Below are 19,786 nucleotides of genomic sequence, written 5' to 3' on the forward strand. Positions count from 1 at the left end.
CAGATCTGCATGTAGACATTCCGCCTGGGTGGTAGCAGATTGTCAAAACCCAAATGTCAATCGTTAAACGCTTCCAATGCAAGTGCGATGCCTTGTCCCCCACCGATACAAAGCGTGACGACGCCGCGCCGCAGGCCGTCGCGCCGCATCGAATGAAGCAGGCGCGTGGTCAGCACCGCTCCGGTCGCACCGATCGGATGCCCGTGCGCGATCGCTCCGCCTTCGACATTCACGATGTCTGCGGCCAGGCCGAGTTCCTTGATAATCGCCAGCGGGACTGCGGCGAAGGCCTCGTTGATCTCGATCCGGTCGATGTCGGAAAGCGTCCATCCCGCGCGCTCCAGGGTCTGGTGGATGGCTGGCACGGGTCCCAACCCGAAGAAGCCGGGCTCGACCGCCGCCACGGCATATGCCACCAGGCGGCCCATCGGAGCGATCCCTTGTGTCTCGGCGAATGCGCGATCGGCCACGACCATGGCGGAGGCGCCGCTGTTGAGACCAGGGGCGTTGCCGGCGGTGATTGTGCCGTCTTTGCGGAACGCCGGCTTCAGCTTGGCGAGACCATCGAGCGTCGTGTCCGGCCGCGGCGCTTCGTCGACGGCGAAGCTCTCCTCACCCCTTCGACCTTTGATCATCACGGGGAAGATCTCAGGGGCAAACTTCCCCGCGACTGTGGCTTCGGAGAAGCGTCGCTGAGATCGCTCGGCCCATTCATCTTGTGCCTCGCGGCTGATCTGGCAACGCTTGACCATATCCTCGGTGTGCCAGCCGGAGTGTTCACCCGAGAAGGCGTCGTTCAGCCCGTCACGCAGCATGCTGTCGACGATCGCGCCATCGCCCATGCGGTAGCCCCAGCGCCCGCCTTCGACGAGATAGGGCGCGCGGTCCATGTTCTCCATGCCGCCCGCGACGGCGGCGTCGTAAAGCCCGAGTTGCACCTCCTGGGCGGCGGTGACGATTGCCTGCGCGCCGGACCCGCAGACGCGGTTGATAGTCATGGCCGGTACGGAGACGGGCAGACCTCCGTCGACGCCGGCCTGGCGCGCGGGATTCATGCGGTTACCGGCCTGGATGACGTTGCCCATCACCACCGCACCGATCTGCCCGGGCGCGATATTGGCCCGGCCTAGGGTTTCGCGGATGGCGCCCGCGCCGAGCTCGGTGGCGGGAATGCTATTGAGCGCGCCATTGTAGGCGCCAATTGCGGTCCGCACGGGGTGCGCCAGAACGATGTCGCGTATCATTTACGGCTCCTGTCTGCTGGGGATTGCGGCAATTGAGCTTCAGTGAAGAGGCACAAAAGCTCTTCGGTGACCTCGTCGGGGTTTTCCATCCAGGCGTTGTGCGCGCCGCTTGAGAGGATTTTGCACGATGCGCCGGGGATCATCCGCGCGAGTTGCTGCGCTTCGTCGATCGAGAAGAAGCGCTCCTCGGGCCCGACCAGCACAACGGCCGGGCTGCGGATGTTCGGGACCACGGACGTCGCGTCATGGGAGCGGCAGGCCTCGATCTGCCGGATGAAGTCTTGCGGCGTTTGCGAAGCCGGCTGCGCCGTCAAATGGGCGATGATCTGTTCAAGCGCGTCTGGATTGTCGAAGAAGGTATTCTGGCAGCACCAGAGAAGCTGCGAATGGACGAGGATTTCGCGCGGCGTTCCGCTCAGCGCCATCCTGCGCCATAATTTCACCCGCGCGTCGGTCTGCGCGTTGGGACGCACCGTAGTCGAGAGAAGCGCGAGCGAGCGCACATGCTGCGGGTGCGCCCCGGCGAGATGCTGTGCGATCATGCCGCCCATAGAGAAGCCGACGACATGCGCCGGCGATCCAACCACCTGGGTCAGCAGCTCCGCGACGTCGCCGGCCATGTCAAAAATGCTGAAGGGGCCGTCTGGCGCTTGGGTCGATCCCACGCCTCGGTTGTCCATAGTGATGACGCGATACGTGTCAGGGAGGCGGTCGACGATGGGCGCCCAGACGTCTCCGGGAAATCCCAGACCTTGGATAAGGACGACCGGGTCGCCCCAGCCTGTCTCCTGATAAGATAGGCGAACTCCGTCAGACGTCGTGATATGTGGCATATTATAGTCCTCCGCCAATTCGAACAGTTGCGCCGGTGGCATAACTTGCCTCCGACGAATGGAGCCACATAACAGCCGCCGCTATTTCATCAGGCTCGCCCACGCGCCCGAGTGGCACCTTGGCGGAGAGCCGCTCTGGTCTGCCCGGGTCTCCGCCCCTTGCGTGAATCTCTGTCTGGGTGGTGCCTGGCGAGACAACGTTTACTCTGATGTCGTGCGGGCCAAGTTCTTTGGACAAGCCGATCGAGAAAGCTTCAATAGCCGCCTTCGATGCGGCGTAATGGACATATTCGTTAGGTGCTCCCAATGTGGCGGCAATAGACGAGATGTTCACGATCGAACCCGGCACACCATCAGCGATCCAGCGTGCGGCAAGAATCTTGCAGCTAAGGATTGTGCCGATTACGTTTACGTCGAAAGACTTGCGCAGAATGTCCTCTGGTAAATCGACGAGCATCCCGATTCTGCCAGTGATCCCTACATTATTGACGAGATGAGTTACTGGGCCAATCGCGGATGAAACATCGTTGATTAGCGCGGCGATTTCGCTGCTCTCAGCAGATGCGTCACATTGACGTGCGTAACCCTTTCGTCCGGCAAGCTTGATTTTCGCGAGAACGTCTTCAGCCGCAGAGGAATCCTCTACATAGGTAATTGCCACATCGTAGCCAACATGGGCGGCGCGAAGCGCGATGGCTCGGCCGATACCTCTGCTTCCGCCGGTTATCAGAATTACGGGTGTTTCCTTCGACATCTTATTTATCTCGTCTGGTGTTGTGAGTCTTGTGTTCTGCATGGGACATGACTGCCTCCGCCGACGCATCGAGAAACCTACCAGACAGCTCCGGGTCAGTAACAACCCGGGAGATCAGCAATGCGCCAACCATGGTAGACAATGCGGCAATCACGCGGTCGCGGGCCTCCTCATCCGGTTCGTCTGAAATCAGACTTTCGAGAAAGCCGAGATGCGTTTCGATCTCGCTCGAAAATACCTCGCGCAACTTGCCGCTATGCCTGGATGCGTCAGGGCCGAGGGCGGCGAAGGCGCAGCCATCTCCTGGATCGTCGCGATGCCGTGTGGAAAGGTAGGCCCGGACGACTGCCGCGAATGGATTTTCCTGCGTATGTGCCACAAGACGCAGCCACTTCATCCGACTCTTACCGAGAGCGCGGGCACATGCTTGCGCTGCGAGATCTTCCTTCGATTCGAATTTCTTGTAGAAACCGCCATGCGTGAGGCCAGCCGCACTCATCAGCTCGTTCAAGCCAATTCCATCGAAGCCTCGCTCCCGGAAGAGACGGCTGGCGGCGGCAATCACCATTTGGCGATTTTCCTCTGACTGGGCTCGGCTAACTTTCATTTGGAACTCCAGTTGCTCAATCGAGTGACTCTTCCAATGCGGACGCCAATATTTCGTCCGAGCGGTGAGGCGCGGTATCGGCGGCGTCGACAAAGATGACGGTGAGAAGCGCAGAGATTGCGGCGATGGCGGCAGCGGCCAGCAACACTGCGGAGAAGCCGCCTCCAAAACTCAGCCTGCCAATATCGAGCATCGTGTCACGCGCTGTCACAGGAGTCTGCGCTACGACGCCTGCGAGATCGCCGGCAATGATCCGGGAGACCAACGGGTCAGACGTTCCACTGGCCAGTGGCCCGAGTTGAGCGTTTGCTGCCGCCTGCAGGAAATAGTGCTGGGTCTCGTCCGTCAGGATAGCGCCAAGGCCCGTGATTCCGGTGACGAGGCCGACGAAGCGGAGCGTACCGCCGATACCCGACGCCATCCCGCTGCGTTCCGGCGGGATGACGCTCATAGAGACCTTGGCGGTTTCGCCGTTGAGCAAGCCTGCACCGCAGCCCGTGATCACCATGCCGATTGCCACGACCAGGAAGGGCTCCTGCGTGGCGACGACGACCGCGGTCAATAGATTTCCGGCGACAACGATAACCAGACCGATGGTCAACAGCATCCGTCCCGAGATCCTCGCCGCGAGGGCAGCAGCAACCCGAGGGAAAAAGAACAGCGGCAGGGCAAAAGGGAGCATACGCACACCGGCTTCCGCCGGGCTGTACCCGAAGCTGTTCTGTAGATAAAGCGGCAGGTAGGTCATCATCACCTGGGCTGCAGACGCGAAACCCAGCATGGCGAAGCTGCTACCGAGGAAAGTTCGTTTGCGGAAGAGCCCGAAATCCACCATCGGCCGCCTTTGCACCAGTTCCGCTACGACGTAGAGACACAGAAGAATCGAGGCCGCGACGAGTTTTACGACAGTCGGTCGGCTCGACCAGCCATCGCCGTTGGCGTCGATCAGGGCCCACACCAGCGCGAACAATCCGGTTCCGAAGAGTGCCATACCGGCGAGATCGAGCCTTTGAGCGTCAGGGTCGCTGGACTCTTCCACTGACGCCAGCGCGAGCAACAGCAAGCCGATCCCCACGGGAACGTTGACGAAGAACGCATAGCGCCATCCGAAAGCGGAGGTTATAAGTCCGCCGACCAGCGGGCCAAGGGCAACAGCGACGCCGATGACCGTGCCCCAAAAGGCGAAGGCTTTGGAACGGTCGGGACCGCGAAAGGTGTGCCCCAGCACGGCGAGCGCCGCGCTGAGCTGGATTGCCGCGCCGATGCCTTGCAGGGCACGGGCAGCGTTGAGGACGATCGTCGTTGGCGCAAGTCCGCAGAGCAACGAAGCGAGCGTGAAGAGAACGAGCCCGAATGTCAGCAGGCGGCGGCGGCCGAAACGGTCGGCAAGCGCGCCAGCTGGCATCAGCAAGGCGGCGAAAGTGAGGATATAGGCGCTGACAACCCACTCGATGTCCGTGAAGGCGGCGTTGAGGTTGCGGGCGATGGCCGGCAGGGAGACGGCGACGATATTGGAGTCCAGCATGATCATAAAGGACACGCCAGAGGCGCAGAGAAGCACCCGCGCGGCGCGCCCGCTGACCCATCGCTCCTGCTTTGGACGGTCGGTGTCACAAAGCACGTCCTCGAGTGGTTGCGCGCTGGCGATGGCCTGATCACGCGCACGAAGACCTCGGGGTATGCCGTTCTTGTTGGTCATGGCGATGTGTCTCTGAAACTGGCGCGGACGCCGGCCGGTGCGGTGCTATCGAGATGGGGCAATTCTGTTCTGGTAGACGCTGAGGTGGACGAAAGCCGCCGAGAGCAGCGGCGCACCGAGCCCGGCCTGGGCGCCCCGGCGCAGCATGTCGCCCACAATGTCCTCCACCTCGATCGGTCGTCCACGCTGGATATCGCGGAACATCGACGATGCGAGCGGAGACCCCTTCCTGGTTAGTTGCTCGCGCGCCGCCTTCAGAAACCCCTCGGACGGGGGCTCGCCGACGGTCTTGACGATGGTTACGACCTCATCGAGTAACTGGAGTGCGAACTGGCCGCCCGCACAAGCTTCGATCTCACCGATCGTTCCGCGCATCAGGCAGGTGATTGCGCCGAGTGCCGCCAGCAGGACCCACTTCTCCCACATTTCGCGACGGATGACATTGGAGAGCCTGGCACCGATCGCGACGCCTTGCATGAACTGGTCGAGGGCCGCGATGCGTGGACTCATGGTGCCATCCAGTTCTCCATAGGCGAGATCCTGGAGCGGGTTGAGTTGGATGATCCTCCCGTCGTCCTCCAACACCGTAGCCACTTTCAAGGCACAGCCGACCACGTTATGCGGAGGGAACCCCTTGGTGAGAACGTCTATGTGCCGCATACCGTTGAGTACTGGCAGGATCATCGTTTCCGGCCCTACCGCCGGCGCGATGTCGGTGAGCGCGGCATCGAGCTGGAATCCCTTCACTGTCAGAAGCACCGCGTCGTAGGGGCCGGTAATTTCGTCCGCAGTCACGATTTTCGGTTGCAGCGTCGCATCGCCGTGAGGGCTCACAATCTGCAGACCGTTTTCACGCAACTGCGACGCGCGCGCAGGCCTGACGAGAAAAGTGACATCTCGACCGGCTTGAGCGAGGCGTCCGCCGAAATAACCGCCCGTCGATCCGGCTCCAACAACAAGTAAGCGCATGATGATATTCTCCGTATATACTCACGCGGCGTTGCTCATTCGGCCGCGATAGAGGAGCCAAGACGCGGGTAGTCCGTGTAGCCCTCTGCGCCACCTCCATAGAAAGTCGCGCGATTGTAGGAATTGAGCGGCGCGTCCTTGCGGATGCGCTCTGGAAGGTCGGGGTTGGAGATGAACAGCCGCCCGAATGCGATGGCGTCGGCATGACCGGCCGAAACCGCCGCATTGGCCGACGCCGGCGTGTAGTTGCCGGCAGCAATCAGGACGCGGGGCCAGGTCGGCCGGAACAGCTCCGACGCCGAGGGAACATTCTTGTGGTCGACATCAGCCTGCCCGGCACCGCTCGCGCGGGGTTCAATCAGGTGGAGATAGGCAAGTTTCAGTTTAGCAAGCCCCTGGATTGCAAAGCCGTATAAGTGTTCGGGTTCGGCTTCGCCGCTATCGTTGGCGACTCCGAAGGGAGAGAGCCGCACGCCGACCCGATCGGGGCCGTAGACCTCGGCGACGGCTTGCGCGACCTCGAGCAGGAAGCGGACGCGATTCTCGATCGATCCGCCATAGGCGTCGGTGCGCGTATTCGTTCGGCTCTGAAGGAATTGCTCGATCAGGTAGCCGTTGGCGCCGTGGATCTCGACACCGTCGAAGCCTGCAGCGAGCGCATTGCGCGCGGCCGCCCGATAGCTATCGATCACACCAGCGATTTCCGCGACCGTCAGGGTGTGCGGCGTCTCGTAGGGCGCACGCTCGAAGGTGGCAGTATAGGCGCTGCCTGCAGCCGCGATGGCCGAGGGCGCAACCGGAAGCGCGCCGTGCGGCTGATGGCTGGAATGCGAAATGCGCCCGACATGCCAGAGTTGCAGGAAGATCAAGGCGCCAGCTTGATGTACGGCGTCTGTGACAGCCGTCCATCCCTGCACCTGCTCAGGCGAATAGATGCCGGGGGTCGCAGGCATCCCCTTGGCAGACGGTGATATTGGAGAGCCCTCGGCGATGATCAATCCACCGGGCGTTGCCCGCTGGCGGTAGTACTTGACATTGAGCGCATGCGGCACATCACCGGGCTCGCCGGCGCGCATACGGGTAAGAGGGGCCATGACGATGCGGTGACTCAGATCATATCGGCCAAGGCTAAGTGGAGAGAAGAGAGGCTGAGCCATCAAAGTGTTGATCCTTTCTACAGGCGGAGACCGTCGACGGGGCGTGGGCCGCGACACTCTTGCTCCGTGAGGGGCAGAAGAATCGCACAAGACACGCCCGCTATCGAGCCTGTCGATCTGCGGTCACTCTACAGCCTAATGATGTCATACGCAATCAGAAACGCGAATCCAATCTGCCGGCCAGCTTCGCCTGAGCCACAAAAAGGCAACGGCTCGATGTCAAGTTCGAGTGTTTATGCCGCCCCATTTGGGTAACTCAAGGACATGGTTTCTGGTAGAAGGATCCTATGAAAACGTTGTGTCGGAAGCCGGCGGGAATCAAGACTCGACAAAATATATCGACTCCATATATGACATGATACATCAATATACCTGCAATCCCGAGCGACTGAATAGCGCTTCGGCGGGATGCGCTGAGATAGGAACGCTTGTGGGATGACGAACTGGACATTCCCGTAGCGGTCACGAAAAAGGATGCAATGAAATGAAAATCGAAGGTTCGGTTGCGCTTGTTACTGGTGCGAATCGTGGAATTGGTGAAATATTTGTTCGAGAGCTTCTTCGCCGTGGAGCGAAGAAAGTATACGCCGGGGCACGGGACATTGCGTCTTTGGGAGCAGTGGTGACCAATGACAGGCGGATTGTACCTCTCGAAGTCGACGTGACCAACCCCGATCAGGTCGACGGAGCGGTGGCGACGGCACAGGATCTGACCCTGCTCATTAACAACGCCGGTATGGCGGGATGGCAAGGGGTGCTATCAGCGCCCGACGTCAAGATCGCGCGGGACGAAATGGAGGTTAACTATTTCGGTGTACTCCTCATGTCGCGGGCGTTTGCACCAATCCTGGCGGCCAATGGCGGCGGAGCGATCGTCAATATCTTGTCAATGTTGTCGCTCGTTACCTTACCCGCGGCCGGAACCTATTCCGCCTCAAAGGCGGCAGCTCTGGCCCTGACCCGCAGTCTCCGGGCAGAATTGAAGCACCGGGGGACAGCGGTGATCGCAACCCTACCCGTTCAGGTCGAAACTGCCATGGGTCAGCCGCTGCCCGAACCACGGCTGAAGCCCGAAGAGGTGGTGCTTGATACACTCGACGGCGTCGAGCGTGGAACGGCAGAAGTCTTTCCGGGCGCACTCACTCGCAATGTTGCAGAGGCTTTTGAAGCAAGCCCGAAAGCTGTTCAGGCGCAGTTGTCAGAAATGCTGCCTGCGATGGGGGGCTCTGTTGCAAATTCTGGTTTCCTCTGATGGGATTGGATGCAGGCTGGTGGAGTGCACCGCCCCGGGTTTGCCGGAGGGGCTCTGTTGCAAACGGCTGGCCCCGGTATCGCATTAGCCATTTGGGTGCGTTTGCGGGAGGGGGCGAAATCCTACGCTAAGCCGAGGACGCGCTTCCCATAGTCTCTAAGATCGCCTTTTGGACCGACATATCGGTAGAGAGTGACGCGCTCGATGCCGAGTTCACAGTGCCGAAACCATCACGCCGGGCGCCAGGCTCGCCTCCACAATCGCCCGCTTCACCGACCTCGACCACCGCCGGCGCGCCCCGCGTGTGATTACCCCAACCCGCTCCTTCGAAGCACTCGTATGAGCACTCGTACGAGCCGCTCCTATCGCCTCAACCCGATCCGCTTCAAAAATCTCAGAAATACTGACGTCGCTCATGCCCACAATCATCGGGAATAGTCCGCGTCAGCACAACAATGCCGGCCCGACAGCACTTACGCTTGCCTGGCAGGGCTCTTCAACGCTGATTTCTGATCTGGCGTGAGTCTGATGTGCCACACTGCGGCGAGAACTGATTTTCTGGATGATATGGGGATCCCCGGGCGGCGGGATTTCGGATTCTTGGGAAGGCAATCGATTCGGAGGTTGCCATGCCTACTGCGAGTCCTTCAACGGCTCGCTGCGTGATGAACTGCTCAACGGGGATATCTTCTACACCTTGGTGGAAGCGAAGATCCTGATCCCGGCTTGGCGGCAGCACTACAATACCGTCAGGCCACACAGTTCGCTTGGATATCGCCCGCCGGCCCCGGAAACCGCTACGCCGCCACGGCCACCCTCCAGTTCCGCTTCGCTCCACCGACAGCCGGCCATGGCGGCGGAGACAACAATGCACTAACTTCCAACACGGACTACTCAATGGGGGCCGGGGGTGTTGACGGTGGAGGTTTATGTGGCCGGCTTTTACACCGCCGTGTACAGCCCCCGCATCATGAGCATCTTTCAATGCTGCCGCAGTTACTAATGGTGAATATTGGCGCACGATCTGCGAGACAGCGAAGTTATCGCCGCGCCTGCTCACTTCGATCAGCCGAACGATGGCCGTTTACAGCAGGTTTGTGGAAGCTGAAAATCACCCCGGAGCGTCACGTTTATGGGCAAGCAGCGCCATGAGGCGCCGGTCACGCCAGGCAGATCGCTCGCGCAACTGTTCCTCCGAAAGTGCCTGCCGACGCTGCTGTTCGACCTTCTCAATCAGATCGTCATGCCACTGGCTTGCAAATCCTCGGGAACCGGCGATCCGCTCATACATCGGGCCAAAGCGCCGCGCATAATCTGCGACACCGCCAGGGGCGTTCAGGTCGATGGTCTCAAACGGTCCTATGAAGCTCCAGCGCAGGCCAAGACCGGAGGAAACGGTCCGGTCCACATCTTCGACCGACATGATGCCGTCGGCGACGAGCCGCCATGCTTCTGCGAGCAGGAGCCCCTGCAGGCGGTTCAAGGCGAAGCCCTCGATCTCGCGGGTCAGTTCGACTGGTTCCTGGCCGACGCTTTCCATTAGCGTGCGGACGCGCCGAACCGTCTCGGGCGCCGTCCATGGGGCCGGAACGAGTTCTACCACTGGCACGAGATAGGGCGGATTGACTGGATGAGCGATCAGGCAGCGATCGCGGCAAGCGACGTGCTCCGTGAACACGGAGGCCGGAATGCCTGACGACGAACTGCCGATCAGCGTGACCGGCCCGACGACTCGATCGAGTTCCGTAAAGATCTTCTGCTTCTGCTCGACGGTCTCAAAGACGCTTTCCTGGATATAGTCGGCGTCCCTGACGGTCTCCGCCAACGAAGCCGCGACCACTATTCGTCCGGCGATCGCGGCCGCATCCTCGATGAGATCGACCGCTTTCAGCGTGCGCAGCCGATCGGCGATGACCTCGAGGCTCCGCTCGGCAGCGCCCTCGACCGCATCGAACATCGCGACATCGTGACCCGCTCGCGCGAAGACGATCGCCCAGGCTGACCCGACAAGACCGGCACCGATAACCCCGACTTTCATCCACTTCTCCGAAATCACTCAACTATGAACGCTGTTGCCGCCGGCTCAGAACGCGACGCGGTCGGGCCCTTTGAGCGCGAGGATGTCGCGTGCCTCATCAGGCGTCGCAATATCCAGCCCGAGTCCCTCGAGAATCTGGCGGACGCGGCGAACCTGCTGGGCATTCGATTCCGCGAGCTGGCCCGCATCGATCCATAGCGAGTCCTCAAGGCCAACCCGTACATTGGCGCCCATCGAGGCGGCCTGCGCCGCGATCCGCATCTGATTCCGGCCGGCCCCGAGGACCGACCACCGGTATTGGTCGCCGAACAGCCGGTCGGCCGTGCGCTTCATGTGCATCACATCCTCGGGGTGTGGACCTATGCCGCCGAGAATGCCGAAAACGGTCTGGATGAAGAGCGGCGGCTTCACCAGTCCCCGGCCGAGGAAATGGGCTAGATTGTAGAGGTGCCCGACATCGTAGCATTCGAACTCGAACCGCGTGCCGGAATCGCTGAGCGTGCGGAGCACATATTCAATATCCCGGAAGGTGTTGCGGAAAATCAGGTCCCGCGAATTCTCGAGGACCTCGCGCTCCCAAGGATGCTGAAAATCCGTGAACCGGTCGAGCATGGGGAACAGGCCGAAATTCATCGACCCCATGTTCAGTGAGGCTACCTCCGGCTGGAACCGAGCTGCCGGCTGAACCCTCTCCTCGACCGTCATATATGGCGCGCCGCCGGTCGTCAGATTGATCACCGCCCCGGTGCGTTGCTTGATGCGCGAGAGGAACCGGCCGAACGCCTCGGGCGACTGGTCGGGCCGCCCGGTCTCTGGATCGCGTGCGTGAAGATGCAGTATCGCGGCACCAGCCTCCGCCGCACCGACCGCGGAATCGGCGATATCCTCCGGCGTCACCGGTAGATGCTTCGACATGCTCGGCGTATGGATCGCACCCGTGATGGCGCAGGTGATGATCACCTTCTGCTGCCGGCGCTGTTCTGCACTCATCGCCCTTCCCCCTTTTTTGCTCTCACTCATATCAATTGTCTCACCCGGCAAACCGCGCCTCGGGAACACCCCTCACGCCAAGGTCGTAAATGGCGAACAGCGAGCCGCGCATCACCCCATCTTCCGGGAATCGCGGCAGCGGCGGCTTCGCCATCGATGTGACATAGAGGATGTCGAGATCAGGCCCGCCGAACATCACGCTCGTGACCTTCTTGACCGGCATGTCGATGATCCGCTCGATCTCACCATCCGGACGGTAGCGGACAAGCTGGCCGGCATAGACATGGGCACTCCAGACACAGCCTTCGGCATCGACCGTCGCGCCGTCGAAACCGCCACCATTGGGAAGGCTGCCACAGAAGCGCCGCTTGTTGGAGGGCGTGCCGTTGTCGCTATCATAATCATAGGCCGAAATCTGCCCGGACCACGTATCCGTGAAATAGAATGTCCGTCCATCCGGGCTCCAGCACGGACCGTTGCTGACGATGATGCCGGATTCCAGCCTGGTCACCCGCAGATCGGGGTCGAGGCGGTAAAGCGCGCCGTTGGGTCCTTCCTCGAGCGTGTCCATCGAGCCGGCGACGAACCGCCCCTGCCGGTCGACCTTGCCGTCATTCAACCGGTTATTGGGGCGATCCGGCTCGGGATCAGCGATTAGGGATAGATCACCAGTGGCGAAATCGAGAAAGTGGAAGCCGCGGGCCAGGGACACGACCGCACCACCCGATTTGCGCAGACACATCGAGCCGATCTTCTGCGGCACATCCCAGGCGCGCACCTCGCGCCCATCGGCGGTGCAGCGAAAGACACGACCATCGAAACTGTCGATCCAGTAGAGCCGCTGCTCGTCGACATCCCAAAGAGGCCCTTCACCGAGTGTCGTCTTGACGTCGACAAGAACTTCGATCCGCATCACCCACTCCTCACCCAACGAACCGTGTTTCAGGAATTCCCCGCACACCAAGCCCTGTCACCGCGAACACGGCACCCGCCTCCCGCTCCAGCCGCCTGCTGCCGAGAAACGGCCTTGCCATCGACGTCACATAGAGAATGTCGAGATCGGCGCCACCAAACATGACGCTCGTGATACTGTCGACGGGCATTCCGATCAGCCGATCGATCGTGCCATCCGGCGCGAAGCGCACAAGGCGCCCGCCATAAACTTCGACCGACCAGACGAAGCCATCCGCATCCACGGTCGCGCCGTCGGGATAGCCACGCAGATGCAAGGCGAAATCGGCGAAGACCCGGCGGCTTAACAGATCGCCGGTCGCCGTATCATATTTGTAGGACCAGATCCGGCGCTGCATGCTGTCGGCGAAATAGAAGGTGCCGCCATCCGGGCTCCAGCACGGCCCGTTGCTGACGGCGATGCCGTCTTCGAGTTGGGTCACGCTGCGGTCCGAATTCAAGCGGTAGAGCCCGCCCAATCCTTCCCGCTCTTCGTAATCCATGTAACCAGCCAGAAAGCGGCCTTGACGATCGACCTTGCCGTCGTTGAGGCGCGTCCGCCGGATACCGCTCTCTGGATCGGCAATCGGCGTCGCTCGACCCGACGCGAAGTCGAACTCGTGAAAGCCGTTACGCAGGCTGACGATCGCACCGCCCGCCTTGCGCAAGCACAAGGAGCCGATGTGTTCGGGTACGCACCAGGATTGAAGATCCTTGCCCTGAGCATCGGCGCGATAGATCGTGGCGCCGTGGCTGTCGATCCAATAAAGCCTCTGCTCGTCGACATCCCAGAGTGGACCTTCACCAAGGTCGCAGGCCGGAACCGGCAGCGTCTCGACTCGAACCATCATGACACCTACAGCGTTTCGACGTTGCCGCACACGCCGAGCGACTGGCCCGAGACATTGGCCCCGAGCGGCGAAATGAGGAACACGGCCATGTTGGCAACGTCGTCCGGCGTCACCATGCGACGTAACGAGACGCTTTCGAGATACTGAGCTTCCATTTCCTCGTAGGAGACGCCGACCTGTTCGGCCCTGGCCCGGATGACGCCTTCCATCCGCGGTCCCTGGACGATGCCGGGAAGGATCGCATTGACCGAGATCCCCGCCGGTCCGAGTTCCTTGGCCAGGCTCTGAGTGAGCCCAATCACGCCCCATTTCGCCGCGGAATACGGTGTACGGTACGCATAGCCGTGGCGGCCTGCCGAGGAGGACATGTTCACGATGGCGCCACCACCCGCCGCCTTGATAAGCGGCACGGCACGACGCACGCAGAGAAATTGCCCGGTCAGATCGATGTCGATGCAGCGGCGCCAGTCATCGGGGTCGATGTCTTCGACGGCACCGGTCGGCCCGGCAATTCCCGCATTGTTCACCAGCGCGTCGAGCCCGCCGAGACTGGCATGTGCGGCGTCGAACATTCGATCGACCTGCGACCGATCCGAGACGTCGCAGACAGACGTCGTCACCCCAAGCCGTACGCTGCACGCCTCGAGCGCCTGCGCATCGACGTCGCAGATATGAACCCTCGCACCTGCGGCCACCAAGGCTTCGACGATTGCCAGGCCTATCCCCCCGGCTCCGGCCGTGACGACAACCCGCCGGCCCTGCGCTTCCATTTTCATAATCTTGATTTCTCCGCTCTGTGTCAGGCCTGGCGTTCACGCATCGCGAGCAATGCGGTGAGCACGACCAAGCCGAAGATGATGTTGCGCACGGCATCAGGCAGTACCGTCCCGGCCAGCAGGGTGGAGATCGCGGTCAGGAGCAGCGCGCCGCCGAGCATGCCGAGATAGTGGCCCTTGCCACCGCTGATCAGCGTGCCGCCGACGACGACGATTGCGATCGAGGGCAGGAGGTAGCTGTTACCCATGCCGAGACTGGCTTGGCCGGAGAAGCCTGATAACAGGATACCAACAAGGGCGCTGCAGAATCCGGACAACGCATAGACGCCGATCGTCGTGCTGCCGACGCCGACGGCGCTAAGCCGCGCGACGGTCACGCTGTTGCCCACGGCATAGATGCGTCGTCCGAACGGCGTGCGTGAGAGACCGATCACGGCGGCCGCGACAAACAGGATCAGAAACCAGACGACCGGCGTCAGGCCGAGGAGATGCCCGGTCATGAACCAACGCTGTGCCGGCGAGGCAAAACCCGACGGCGTGCCGTTGCAGTAGAGCAGGGCCAAACCTTCGAGGATGCCGTTCATTGCGAGCGTCATCACGATCGGTGGCAGGCCCAGGAAAACGATGCCGACACCGTTCACAGCGCCGAACAGCATACCAACGCCGAGACCCATTGGCACGGCCCACAAGGCGACAACATTCGAGCCATTGATGATCGCCGATGTCAGAATGCCAACGAAGCCGATCATCCAGGGAATCGACAGATCGAGACCGCCAGTCAGGATCGCCGCCCCCTGGCCGAGGGCGAGAATCGCAAGGAAGGATGTCAAAACCAGGAGCGAGTTGATGTAGTCGAGATTTGCCAGCGCCGTGCCGAAGGCAAGCTGCGAGACGGCTAGCACCACAAAGAATCCCAGATAGGCCGGCCAGATCGATCGCAGCGTGTCTCGATTGCGTACCAACCAACCAGGGCCTTGGCGTCCCGCTCTCGATTTGGCGGATCGTTTGTGCTGAAGCGTCGCTGGCACGGCTTTGGCGGCAAGGCCGATTCCACGCTTTGCCGCGGTCAATTTGGTCCGCCACAGCTGGAGATAATGTGCTGCCGGCGACCGCCGGTTGAGCGCCGAGCCGAGCACTGCAAGCAGCAGAACAACGCCTTCCGCGATCGAACTGTAATAGGCGGATACGTTGAGAACCAGCAGAATGTTGACGACCATCATCAGCGTGTAAGCGCCGATGATTGATCCGATGCATCCACCACGACCACCGCCAAGCGCCGTACCGCCAAGCACGACGGCGGCAAAAACCTGCAGCAGCATCGGCTGGCCGATCAGGGGATCCGCCGACCCAGTCTGCGCCGAAATGAAGGCACCGGCTGCGCCATACAGCATGCCGGCGATGACATAAGCGGCAAATTTCGTGCTGCGCGTGCGAATGCCTGTCGCCCGCGCCGAATCCTCATCGCTGCCGACGGCATAGAGGCTGACGCCCAATCTGGAATTCTTCAGTAGGTACCAGAATAATGATGCAACGAGCAGAACCGCGACCGGTGCCGGCAAAACATTCGGGATCGCTGTCCCTGTGAATACTGAAGAGAAGCCGGCAGGAATCGTGCCGCCCGGCTTGTTCATGATCAACAGCGTGACGCCCTGCACGACGAACATCGTCGACAAGGTGACGACGATGGATTGCATTCTGCCGAAGGCCACGAAGAAACCGTTGACCGCACCGACGACAGCACCCACGCCGATAGCGACGAAGAAGAACAGAAACTCGGAAACCCCGTTTGGTTTCATGCCGACGGCCAAGATCACATTGGCCAGTGACACGACCGCACCGGTGGATAGGTCGAAGCCACCCGTCAGCACCACGAAAGTCTGCCCCATCGCTGCGAGAGCAAGCGTGGCACCGCCCGCCGACATGAAGCTGAACTCGAAATAGTTGAACGAGCCCGAAGACACCGAATTGACGATACCGAAAGCGACGAAAAATGCGCACCAGGCCACGATAAGACCGCGATGCCGACCCAACCGCGCAAAGGGCGATGAATGACCGGGCCAGATCCTTGCGGAGAGCGCCGCGCTCATCGATTCCCTCCGGCGTCAAAATCGGCATGGACTCCGTTGAGTGCGGCGCGCATAATCACCTCTTCATCGATCTGGTCGCCGGCGACGGTCGTGACGATCCGCCCCTGATAGAGAATCATGACGCGGTCGCACATATTGACGATCTCGGGAATTTCCGTGGAGTAGAACAGGATCGACCCGCCTGCATCGACGAAGTCGCGCATCATCACATAGATCTGGTGCTTGGTTCCGACATCGACGCCGCGCGTGGGGTCGAACAGCAGCAGGATCCGGCTATCGGCCAGCAGCCATTTGGCAATGACGAGCTTCTGCTGATTGCCGCCAGAGAAGGCGCTTGCCGGCTCGTATAGTGCGCGGGGGGCGACCTCGACCTGCTCGAGAATGTCGGTAACAGCGTCGGCTTCTGCCTTGGTGTCGATCAGGCCATACCTGACGAAGCGATCGACCACCGGCAGCGAGACATTGAATTGTCCAGGCAGTTTGAGGAATAATCCCTCGGTCTTGCGATCTTCCGGTACCAGGCTGATGCCGACGCGTCGGGAAATCGCATCGTGCGGCGATGTCAGAAGGAGTTCCTGATCGTCGATGAAGAGCTTTCCGGCAGTGAGCGGTTCCATGCCGAAACAGGCGTGGAACAGATCCGCCTGTCCCATGCCCTGCAATGCGGCGACGCCTAGGATCTCGCCACGATGCAAGGTGAAGCTTGCATCGTGGAGTTTGTTGCCGGCAGCTACAGTTTCGGCACGCAGAATCGGCTCCTGAGATCCTGGCGCCGATGGTCTCGCGGGGAAGGTGCTGGCCAGTGAGCGGCCGATGATCATGCGGATCACCTCATCGTCGCTGATCGCGCCAACCGTGGCGGTGCCGACGCTTTCGCCGTTCCGTAGGACCGTAAGACGGTCGCAGAACTGCCGGACCTCCCGCATCCGGTGTGAGATGAACACAACCGTGACGCCGCGCGCACGGAGGATCGAGATGTGCTCGCCGAGCCAATCGATGTCATTGCCCGACAAAGTCGACGTCGGTTCGTCGAGCAGCAGAATTCTCGGTTTTCGAAACAGGGCGCGGGCGATCTCGATTTTTTGCCGGAGCGGCAGTTCGAGTTCGGAAACCAGGTCCCTCGGATCGACATGGGACAGACCCATATCGGCGAGATGCGCGGCGACCTGCTCCAACCCGCGACGCCGACGAAGCTGGCCGAGCGGCCCCTTAGGCGCATAGGGGGCCAGCATGTTTTCCGTGACGGTAAGATCGCCGACAAGGGTGAGTTCCTGAAACGCGGTCTGCACGCCGCGGTCATGCGCATCCCGCGGACTCCGCAATGCGACGTCCTGGCCGAGGATGCGGATCCGTCCGGCGTCAGGGGTCAGTAGGCCTGACAGCAGCTTGACCAAGGTGGACTTACCGGCGCCGTTCTCGCCAAGAAGCGCATGCACCTCGCCGGCATGGACCGTGAAGGACGCATTCTTCAGAGCAATGGTCGCCCCGAAGCGCTTGGCAATCTCGGTAAGATCGAGAGCGGGCTCCGTAAACCCCTCCCCTGCCGGCGGAGCCATGCTGGAGAGGGAGCGGGGGGCCACGTGACCGATCGTGCTCACTGCTCCGGCGTACCGTGGAGGGCCGCCTGCAGACCGACCTCGGGCGTCTGTGGCGAGTAGATCGAGGCGAACCAGCCCGGATTACTGATGATGGCCGGCTGGAAGACGTTGCACCCCGCTTCCATCTCCATCCACGCACCCTTTTGGCACAGTTTGACGCTCGCATTGGTCACCAGCGGCAGAGGCAGCTTCGTGAGTTTGGGCACCTTCTTGCCTTCGAGAATCTGCACCGCAAGCTTGAGCGCAAGCGCACCGGAATACGGCGGTGAGGCGTAGGAGATGCTCGGCGCCCCCATCGGCCGATAAGTATCGTGCGCGCCCTTCACCGTCTTGTCGCCAACGGGAAGCATTTGGATGCGATGGCCGTTCGAGCCTTCACCGGCGCAGGCTCGAAGCTTGCTGTCGGGGATGCCCGCCTGTTTCTCCATCGAATTGGCTGTATAGCAGCCGACCTGCATCCACAGACCATTGATGTCCTTCCAGGGATGCGTGGTCACGATCTTGGTCAGCGCCGTCCGGGCGACGGCCTGGCTCCACATACCCGGAGCCGACGCGATGATGTGTATACCGGGATATTTGGCGAAGACCTCTTTGGCGGCCTTGGTACGATCGGTATCGACGGACGTTCCAGGAACGCCCGTGATCATCACGACATTGCCCTTGCCATGGAGTTTCTTGACCAGCCATTGCGCCGTGACCCGGCCCGCTTGCAGCTGATCAATATGGACATTGTAAGCGCATTTTTCCGTTATCTCTGAATCATACGCGATGATCGCCACATGCCGCCGGCATGCATTACGCACGACCTGGTTGAGCGCGGTCGGCGAGATCGGATAGACGACGATCGCCTGCGCACCTTGCTGCACCATGGCGTTGATCTGCTGGATCTGCCGCTGCGCGTTGGGCCCGGCAACCTGAACCTTCAGATCGACTTTGTTCCGATATTCCTTCGAGGCAGCCATGGCCTTGACCATGTTCTCCGCCTCGGCCTGCCAGTCATTGCCGATATAGCTCATCGACAGGAAGATTTTGTATTTCTTGTTCGCCGCATGAACGGCCGGCATTGTGAAGGCGATCCCGCAGGCAAGCGCCATTGCCACCAGCGCGTGAATCCAACGCATCGTTCGTTTCCTCCTCTTTGCAATAGCCCCCTCGGCCCGACATACTGGATTGAAAGGACTGACTTTGTTTTATATCGATGTAGTATTTGATCAAAGATCGCATATCGTAGATCATAATTGCACAGCCTTGCAAGACCGAAGTCACGCACGCAAAGAGCTCAGGATGATGGTCAGCACCAGCTGATCCGGTTCAGAGTATCTGCTCAACCCGGTAGGGGGGCGATGGGCAGTGATGCTCCGGTGACGGCGTTTTTGATAGCGGTGTAGGCATCAAGGCCGTGCCGCGCGGCGGTCCCGACGACGGATCGGACGTTGGCGAAGAAATCGGCGCCCCAGTTGGATCGGAACCCTCCGGTGACCTTGCGATATGTCGCGGTAGGCCGGAGTTCGCGCTCGGAGCCGTTGTTGTCCGCGGCGATATCCGGGTGGTCGAGGAAGGTGAAGAGATGATCACGAACCTTGCCGTATCGTCGGCGCAATCGTCTGCCGTGGTGGTTGATCGGGGCGAGCGCCATGACGGCGTCGAGATCATGGTCGAGGCGCCGCCGCCAGGCGCGTCTTGTAGCGTCCGCGAGCGTGCGATGGCGCCGCGCCAGCACGACGGCGCGGAGCAGCAGGGCCTTCATTCTGGGTGCGAAGATCGTATCACCCGCCTCGATCGCGAATTTGCAGTCCCGGAGTTGGTGGGCGAGGCAAATCTGCCAGTCATCGGCATGACCGCGCTGGGCGCCATAGAGATCGGAGATCCAGATAGCGGGGGCATGGGCCCGTCCATTACCTCCGGCGACGACGTTGGCGCCCCGGCTTGGCCGGATCACATGGATGACGACTTCGTCGTTCTGAAATACCCAGTTCCAGT

At 61.1% G+C, this 19,786-nt stretch carries 17 protein-coding genes and 2 pseudogenes; 2 read left to right on the forward strand and 17 right to left on the reverse strand.

Features of this window, described 5'->3' with window-relative positions; genetic code table 11:
• Positions 1–56: 56 nt before the first annotated feature.
• The 7 genes from RT91_RS13815 to RT91_RS13840 are packed head-to-tail and all read right to left on the reverse strand — an operon-like array spanning position 57 to position 7,263.
• Entirely contained in the window at positions 57–1,244 is a 1,188-nt protein-coding gene (locus RT91_RS13815; RefSeq protein WP_035187755.1) for a thiolase family protein, read from the reverse strand.
• A complete protein-coding gene (locus RT91_RS13820; protein ID WP_035187756.1) occupies positions 1,241–2,119 on the reverse strand; it encodes an alpha/beta fold hydrolase in 879 nt (292 codons plus the stop codon). The genes RT91_RS13815 and RT91_RS13820 overlap by 4 nt, the downstream gene beginning before the upstream one ends.
• Positions 2,079–2,831, reverse strand: coding sequence for an SDR family oxidoreductase (locus tag RT91_RS20680; protein ID WP_082468609.1), 753 nt, complete (start codon positions 2,829–2,831; stop codon positions 2,079–2,081). Before RT91_RS20680 ends, RT91_RS13820 begins: the two co-directional genes overlap by 41 nt.
• 1 nt (position 2,832) lies before the next feature.
• Positions 2,833–3,399, reverse strand: a complete 567-nt coding sequence (locus RT91_RS13825) for a TetR/AcrR family transcriptional regulator (protein ID WP_240314304.1) — start codon at positions 3,397–3,399, stop codon at positions 2,833–2,835.
• Positions 3,400–3,454: 55 nt separating this feature from the next.
• A complete protein-coding gene (locus RT91_RS13830) occupies positions 3,455–5,137 on the reverse strand; it encodes an MFS transporter (RefSeq protein WP_152982833.1) in 1,683 nt (560 codons plus the stop codon).
• A gap of 45 nt (positions 5,138–5,182) precedes the next feature.
• Positions 5,183–6,106, reverse strand: coding sequence for a ketopantoate reductase family protein (locus RT91_RS13835; RefSeq protein ID WP_035187758.1), 924 nt, complete (start codon positions 6,104–6,106; stop codon positions 5,183–5,185).
• Positions 6,107–6,141: 35 nt separating this feature from the next.
• Positions 6,142–7,263, reverse strand: coding sequence for an alkene reductase (locus RT91_RS13840; RefSeq protein WP_035187760.1), 1,122 nt, complete (start codon positions 7,261–7,263; stop codon positions 6,142–6,144).
• A 484-nt stretch (positions 7,264–7,747) separates the two neighbouring features.
• Here RT91_RS13840 and RT91_RS13845 point away from each other — a divergent pair, with 484 nt between their 5' ends.
• Positions 7,748–8,515 carry an SDR family oxidoreductase gene (locus RT91_RS13845; protein ID WP_035187762.1) on the forward strand — a complete coding sequence of 256 codons (768 nt, stop codon included), beginning with the start codon at positions 7,748–7,750 and terminating at the stop codon, positions 8,513–8,515.
• A gap of 122 nt (positions 8,516–8,637) precedes the next feature.
• On the opposite strand, the pseudogene RT91_RS20685 reads toward RT91_RS13845, so the two are convergent.
• A pseudogene (locus tag RT91_RS20685) lies at positions 8,638–8,730 on the reverse strand (transposon DNA-invertase); the annotation flags it as partial.
• A gap of 413 nt (positions 8,731–9,143) precedes the next feature.
• Between RT91_RS20685 and RT91_RS20690 the strand changes: the two are divergent.
• Positions 9,144–9,392, forward strand: a pseudogene (locus RT91_RS20690) (transposase); the annotation flags it as partial.
• A 234-nt stretch (positions 9,393–9,626) separates the two neighbouring features.
• Here RT91_RS20690 and RT91_RS13850 read toward each other — a convergent pair.
• The 9 genes from RT91_RS13850 to RT91_RS13890 all read right to left on the reverse strand — a co-directional run.
• Positions 9,627–10,553: a 3-hydroxyacyl-CoA dehydrogenase gene (locus RT91_RS13850; protein WP_035187763.1), complete on the reverse strand. Its 927-nt coding sequence runs from the start codon at positions 10,551–10,553 to the stop codon at positions 9,627–9,629.
• 45 nt (positions 10,554–10,598) lie between these two features.
• A complete protein-coding gene (locus RT91_RS13855; RefSeq protein WP_035187764.1) occupies positions 10,599–11,543 on the reverse strand; it encodes a 3-keto-5-aminohexanoate cleavage protein in 945 nt (314 codons plus the stop codon).
• Positions 11,544–11,583: 40 nt separating this feature from the next.
• Complete coding sequence (locus tag RT91_RS13860) at positions 11,584–12,456, reverse strand: SMP-30/gluconolactonase/LRE family protein (protein ID WP_035187765.1); 873 nt, start codon at positions 12,454–12,456, stop codon at positions 11,584–11,586.
• Between the two features lie 10 nt (positions 12,457–12,466).
• Positions 12,467–13,345 carry an SMP-30/gluconolactonase/LRE family protein gene (locus tag RT91_RS13865; protein ID WP_240314306.1) on the reverse strand — a complete coding sequence of 293 codons (879 nt, stop codon included), beginning with the start codon at positions 13,343–13,345 and terminating at the stop codon, positions 12,467–12,469.
• A 5-nt stretch (positions 13,346–13,350) separates the two neighbouring features.
• The gene (locus RT91_RS13870; RefSeq protein ID WP_051788306.1) at positions 13,351–14,121 is read right to left on the reverse strand and encodes an SDR family oxidoreductase; all 771 of its coding nucleotides are present in this window, start codon (positions 14,119–14,121) and stop codon (positions 13,351–13,353) included.
• A gap of 23 nt (positions 14,122–14,144) precedes the next feature.
• Positions 14,145–16,208: an ABC transporter permease gene (locus RT91_RS13875; protein WP_035187768.1), complete on the reverse strand. Its 2,064-nt coding sequence runs from the start codon at positions 16,206–16,208 to the stop codon at positions 14,145–14,147.
• On the reverse strand, positions 16,205–17,806 hold the full coding sequence (locus RT91_RS13880) for a sugar ABC transporter ATP-binding protein (RefSeq protein ID WP_205408974.1): 1,602 nt from the start codon (positions 17,804–17,806) through the stop codon (positions 16,205–16,207). Before RT91_RS13880 ends, RT91_RS13875 begins: the two co-directional genes overlap by 4 nt.
• Positions 17,803–18,927, reverse strand: a complete 1,125-nt coding sequence (locus tag RT91_RS13885) for a sugar ABC transporter substrate-binding protein (protein ID WP_035187770.1) — start codon at positions 18,925–18,927, stop codon at positions 17,803–17,805. The genes RT91_RS13880 and RT91_RS13885 overlap by 4 nt, the downstream gene beginning before the upstream one ends.
• A 203-nt stretch (positions 18,928–19,130) precedes the next feature.
• Positions 19,131–19,786: transposase (locus RT91_RS13890; RefSeq protein ID WP_035187771.1), on the reverse strand; the 656-nt coding region annotated here is incomplete at its 5' end.

Source organism: Acidiphilium sp. JA12-A1 (genome assembly GCF_000724705.2).
Taxonomy (GTDB): Bacteria; Pseudomonadota; Alphaproteobacteria; order Acetobacterales; family Acetobacteraceae; genus Acidiphilium; species Acidiphilium multivorum.

Bases quoted from the DNA above. Each gene is read 5' to 3' on its own strand.
- RT91_RS13815 (WP_035187755.1), bottom strand. From the start codon at position 1,244: ATGATACGCGACATCGTTCTGGCGCACCCCGTGCGGACCGCAATTGGC.
- RT91_RS13820 (WP_035187756.1), bottom strand. From the start codon at position 2,119: ATGCCACCGGCGCAACTGTTCGAATTGGCGGAGGACTATAATATGCCA.
- RT91_RS20680 (WP_082468609.1), bottom strand. From the start codon at position 2,831: ATGTCGAAGGAAACACCCGTAATTCTGATAACCGGCGGAAGCAGAGGT.
- RT91_RS13825 (WP_240314304.1), bottom strand. From the start codon at position 3,399: ATGGTGATTGCCGCCGCCAGCCGTCTCTTCCGGGAGCGAGGCTTCGAT.
- RT91_RS13830 (WP_152982833.1), bottom strand. From the start codon at position 5,137: ATGACCAACAAGAACGGCATACCCCGAGGTCTTCGTGCGCGTGATCAG.
- RT91_RS13835 (WP_035187758.1), bottom strand. From the start codon at position 6,106: ATGCGCTTACTTGTTGTTGGAGCCGGATCGACGGGCGGTTATTTCGGC.
- RT91_RS13840 (WP_035187760.1), bottom strand. From the start codon at position 7,263: ATGGCTCAGCCTCTCTTCTCTCCACTTAGCCTTGGCCGATATGATCTG.
- RT91_RS13845 (WP_035187762.1), top strand. From the start codon at position 7,748: ATGAAAATCGAAGGTTCGGTTGCGCTTGTTACTGGTGCGAATCGTGGA.
- RT91_RS13850 (WP_035187763.1), bottom strand. From the start codon at position 10,553: ATGAAAGTCGGGGTTATCGGTGCCGGTCTTGTCGGGTCAGCCTGGGCG.
- RT91_RS13855 (WP_035187764.1), bottom strand. From the start codon at position 11,543: ATGAGTGCAGAACAGCGCCGGCAGCAGAAGGTGATCATCACCTGCGCC.
- RT91_RS13860 (WP_035187765.1), bottom strand. From the start codon at position 12,456: ATGCGGATCGAAGTTCTTGTCGACGTCAAGACGACACTCGGTGAAGGG.
- RT91_RS13865 (WP_240314306.1), bottom strand. From the start codon at position 13,345: ATGATGGTTCGAGTCGAGACGCTGCCGGTTCCGGCCTGCGACCTTGGT.
- RT91_RS13870 (WP_051788306.1), bottom strand. From the start codon at position 14,121: ATGAAAATGGAAGCGCAGGGCCGGCGGGTTGTCGTCACGGCCGGAGCC.
- RT91_RS13875 (WP_035187768.1), bottom strand. From the start codon at position 16,208: ATGAGCGCGGCGCTCTCCGCAAGGATCTGGCCCGGTCATTCATCGCCC.
- RT91_RS13885 (WP_035187770.1), bottom strand. From the start codon at position 18,927: ATGCGTTGGATTCACGCGCTGGTGGCAATGGCGCTTGCCTGCGGGATC.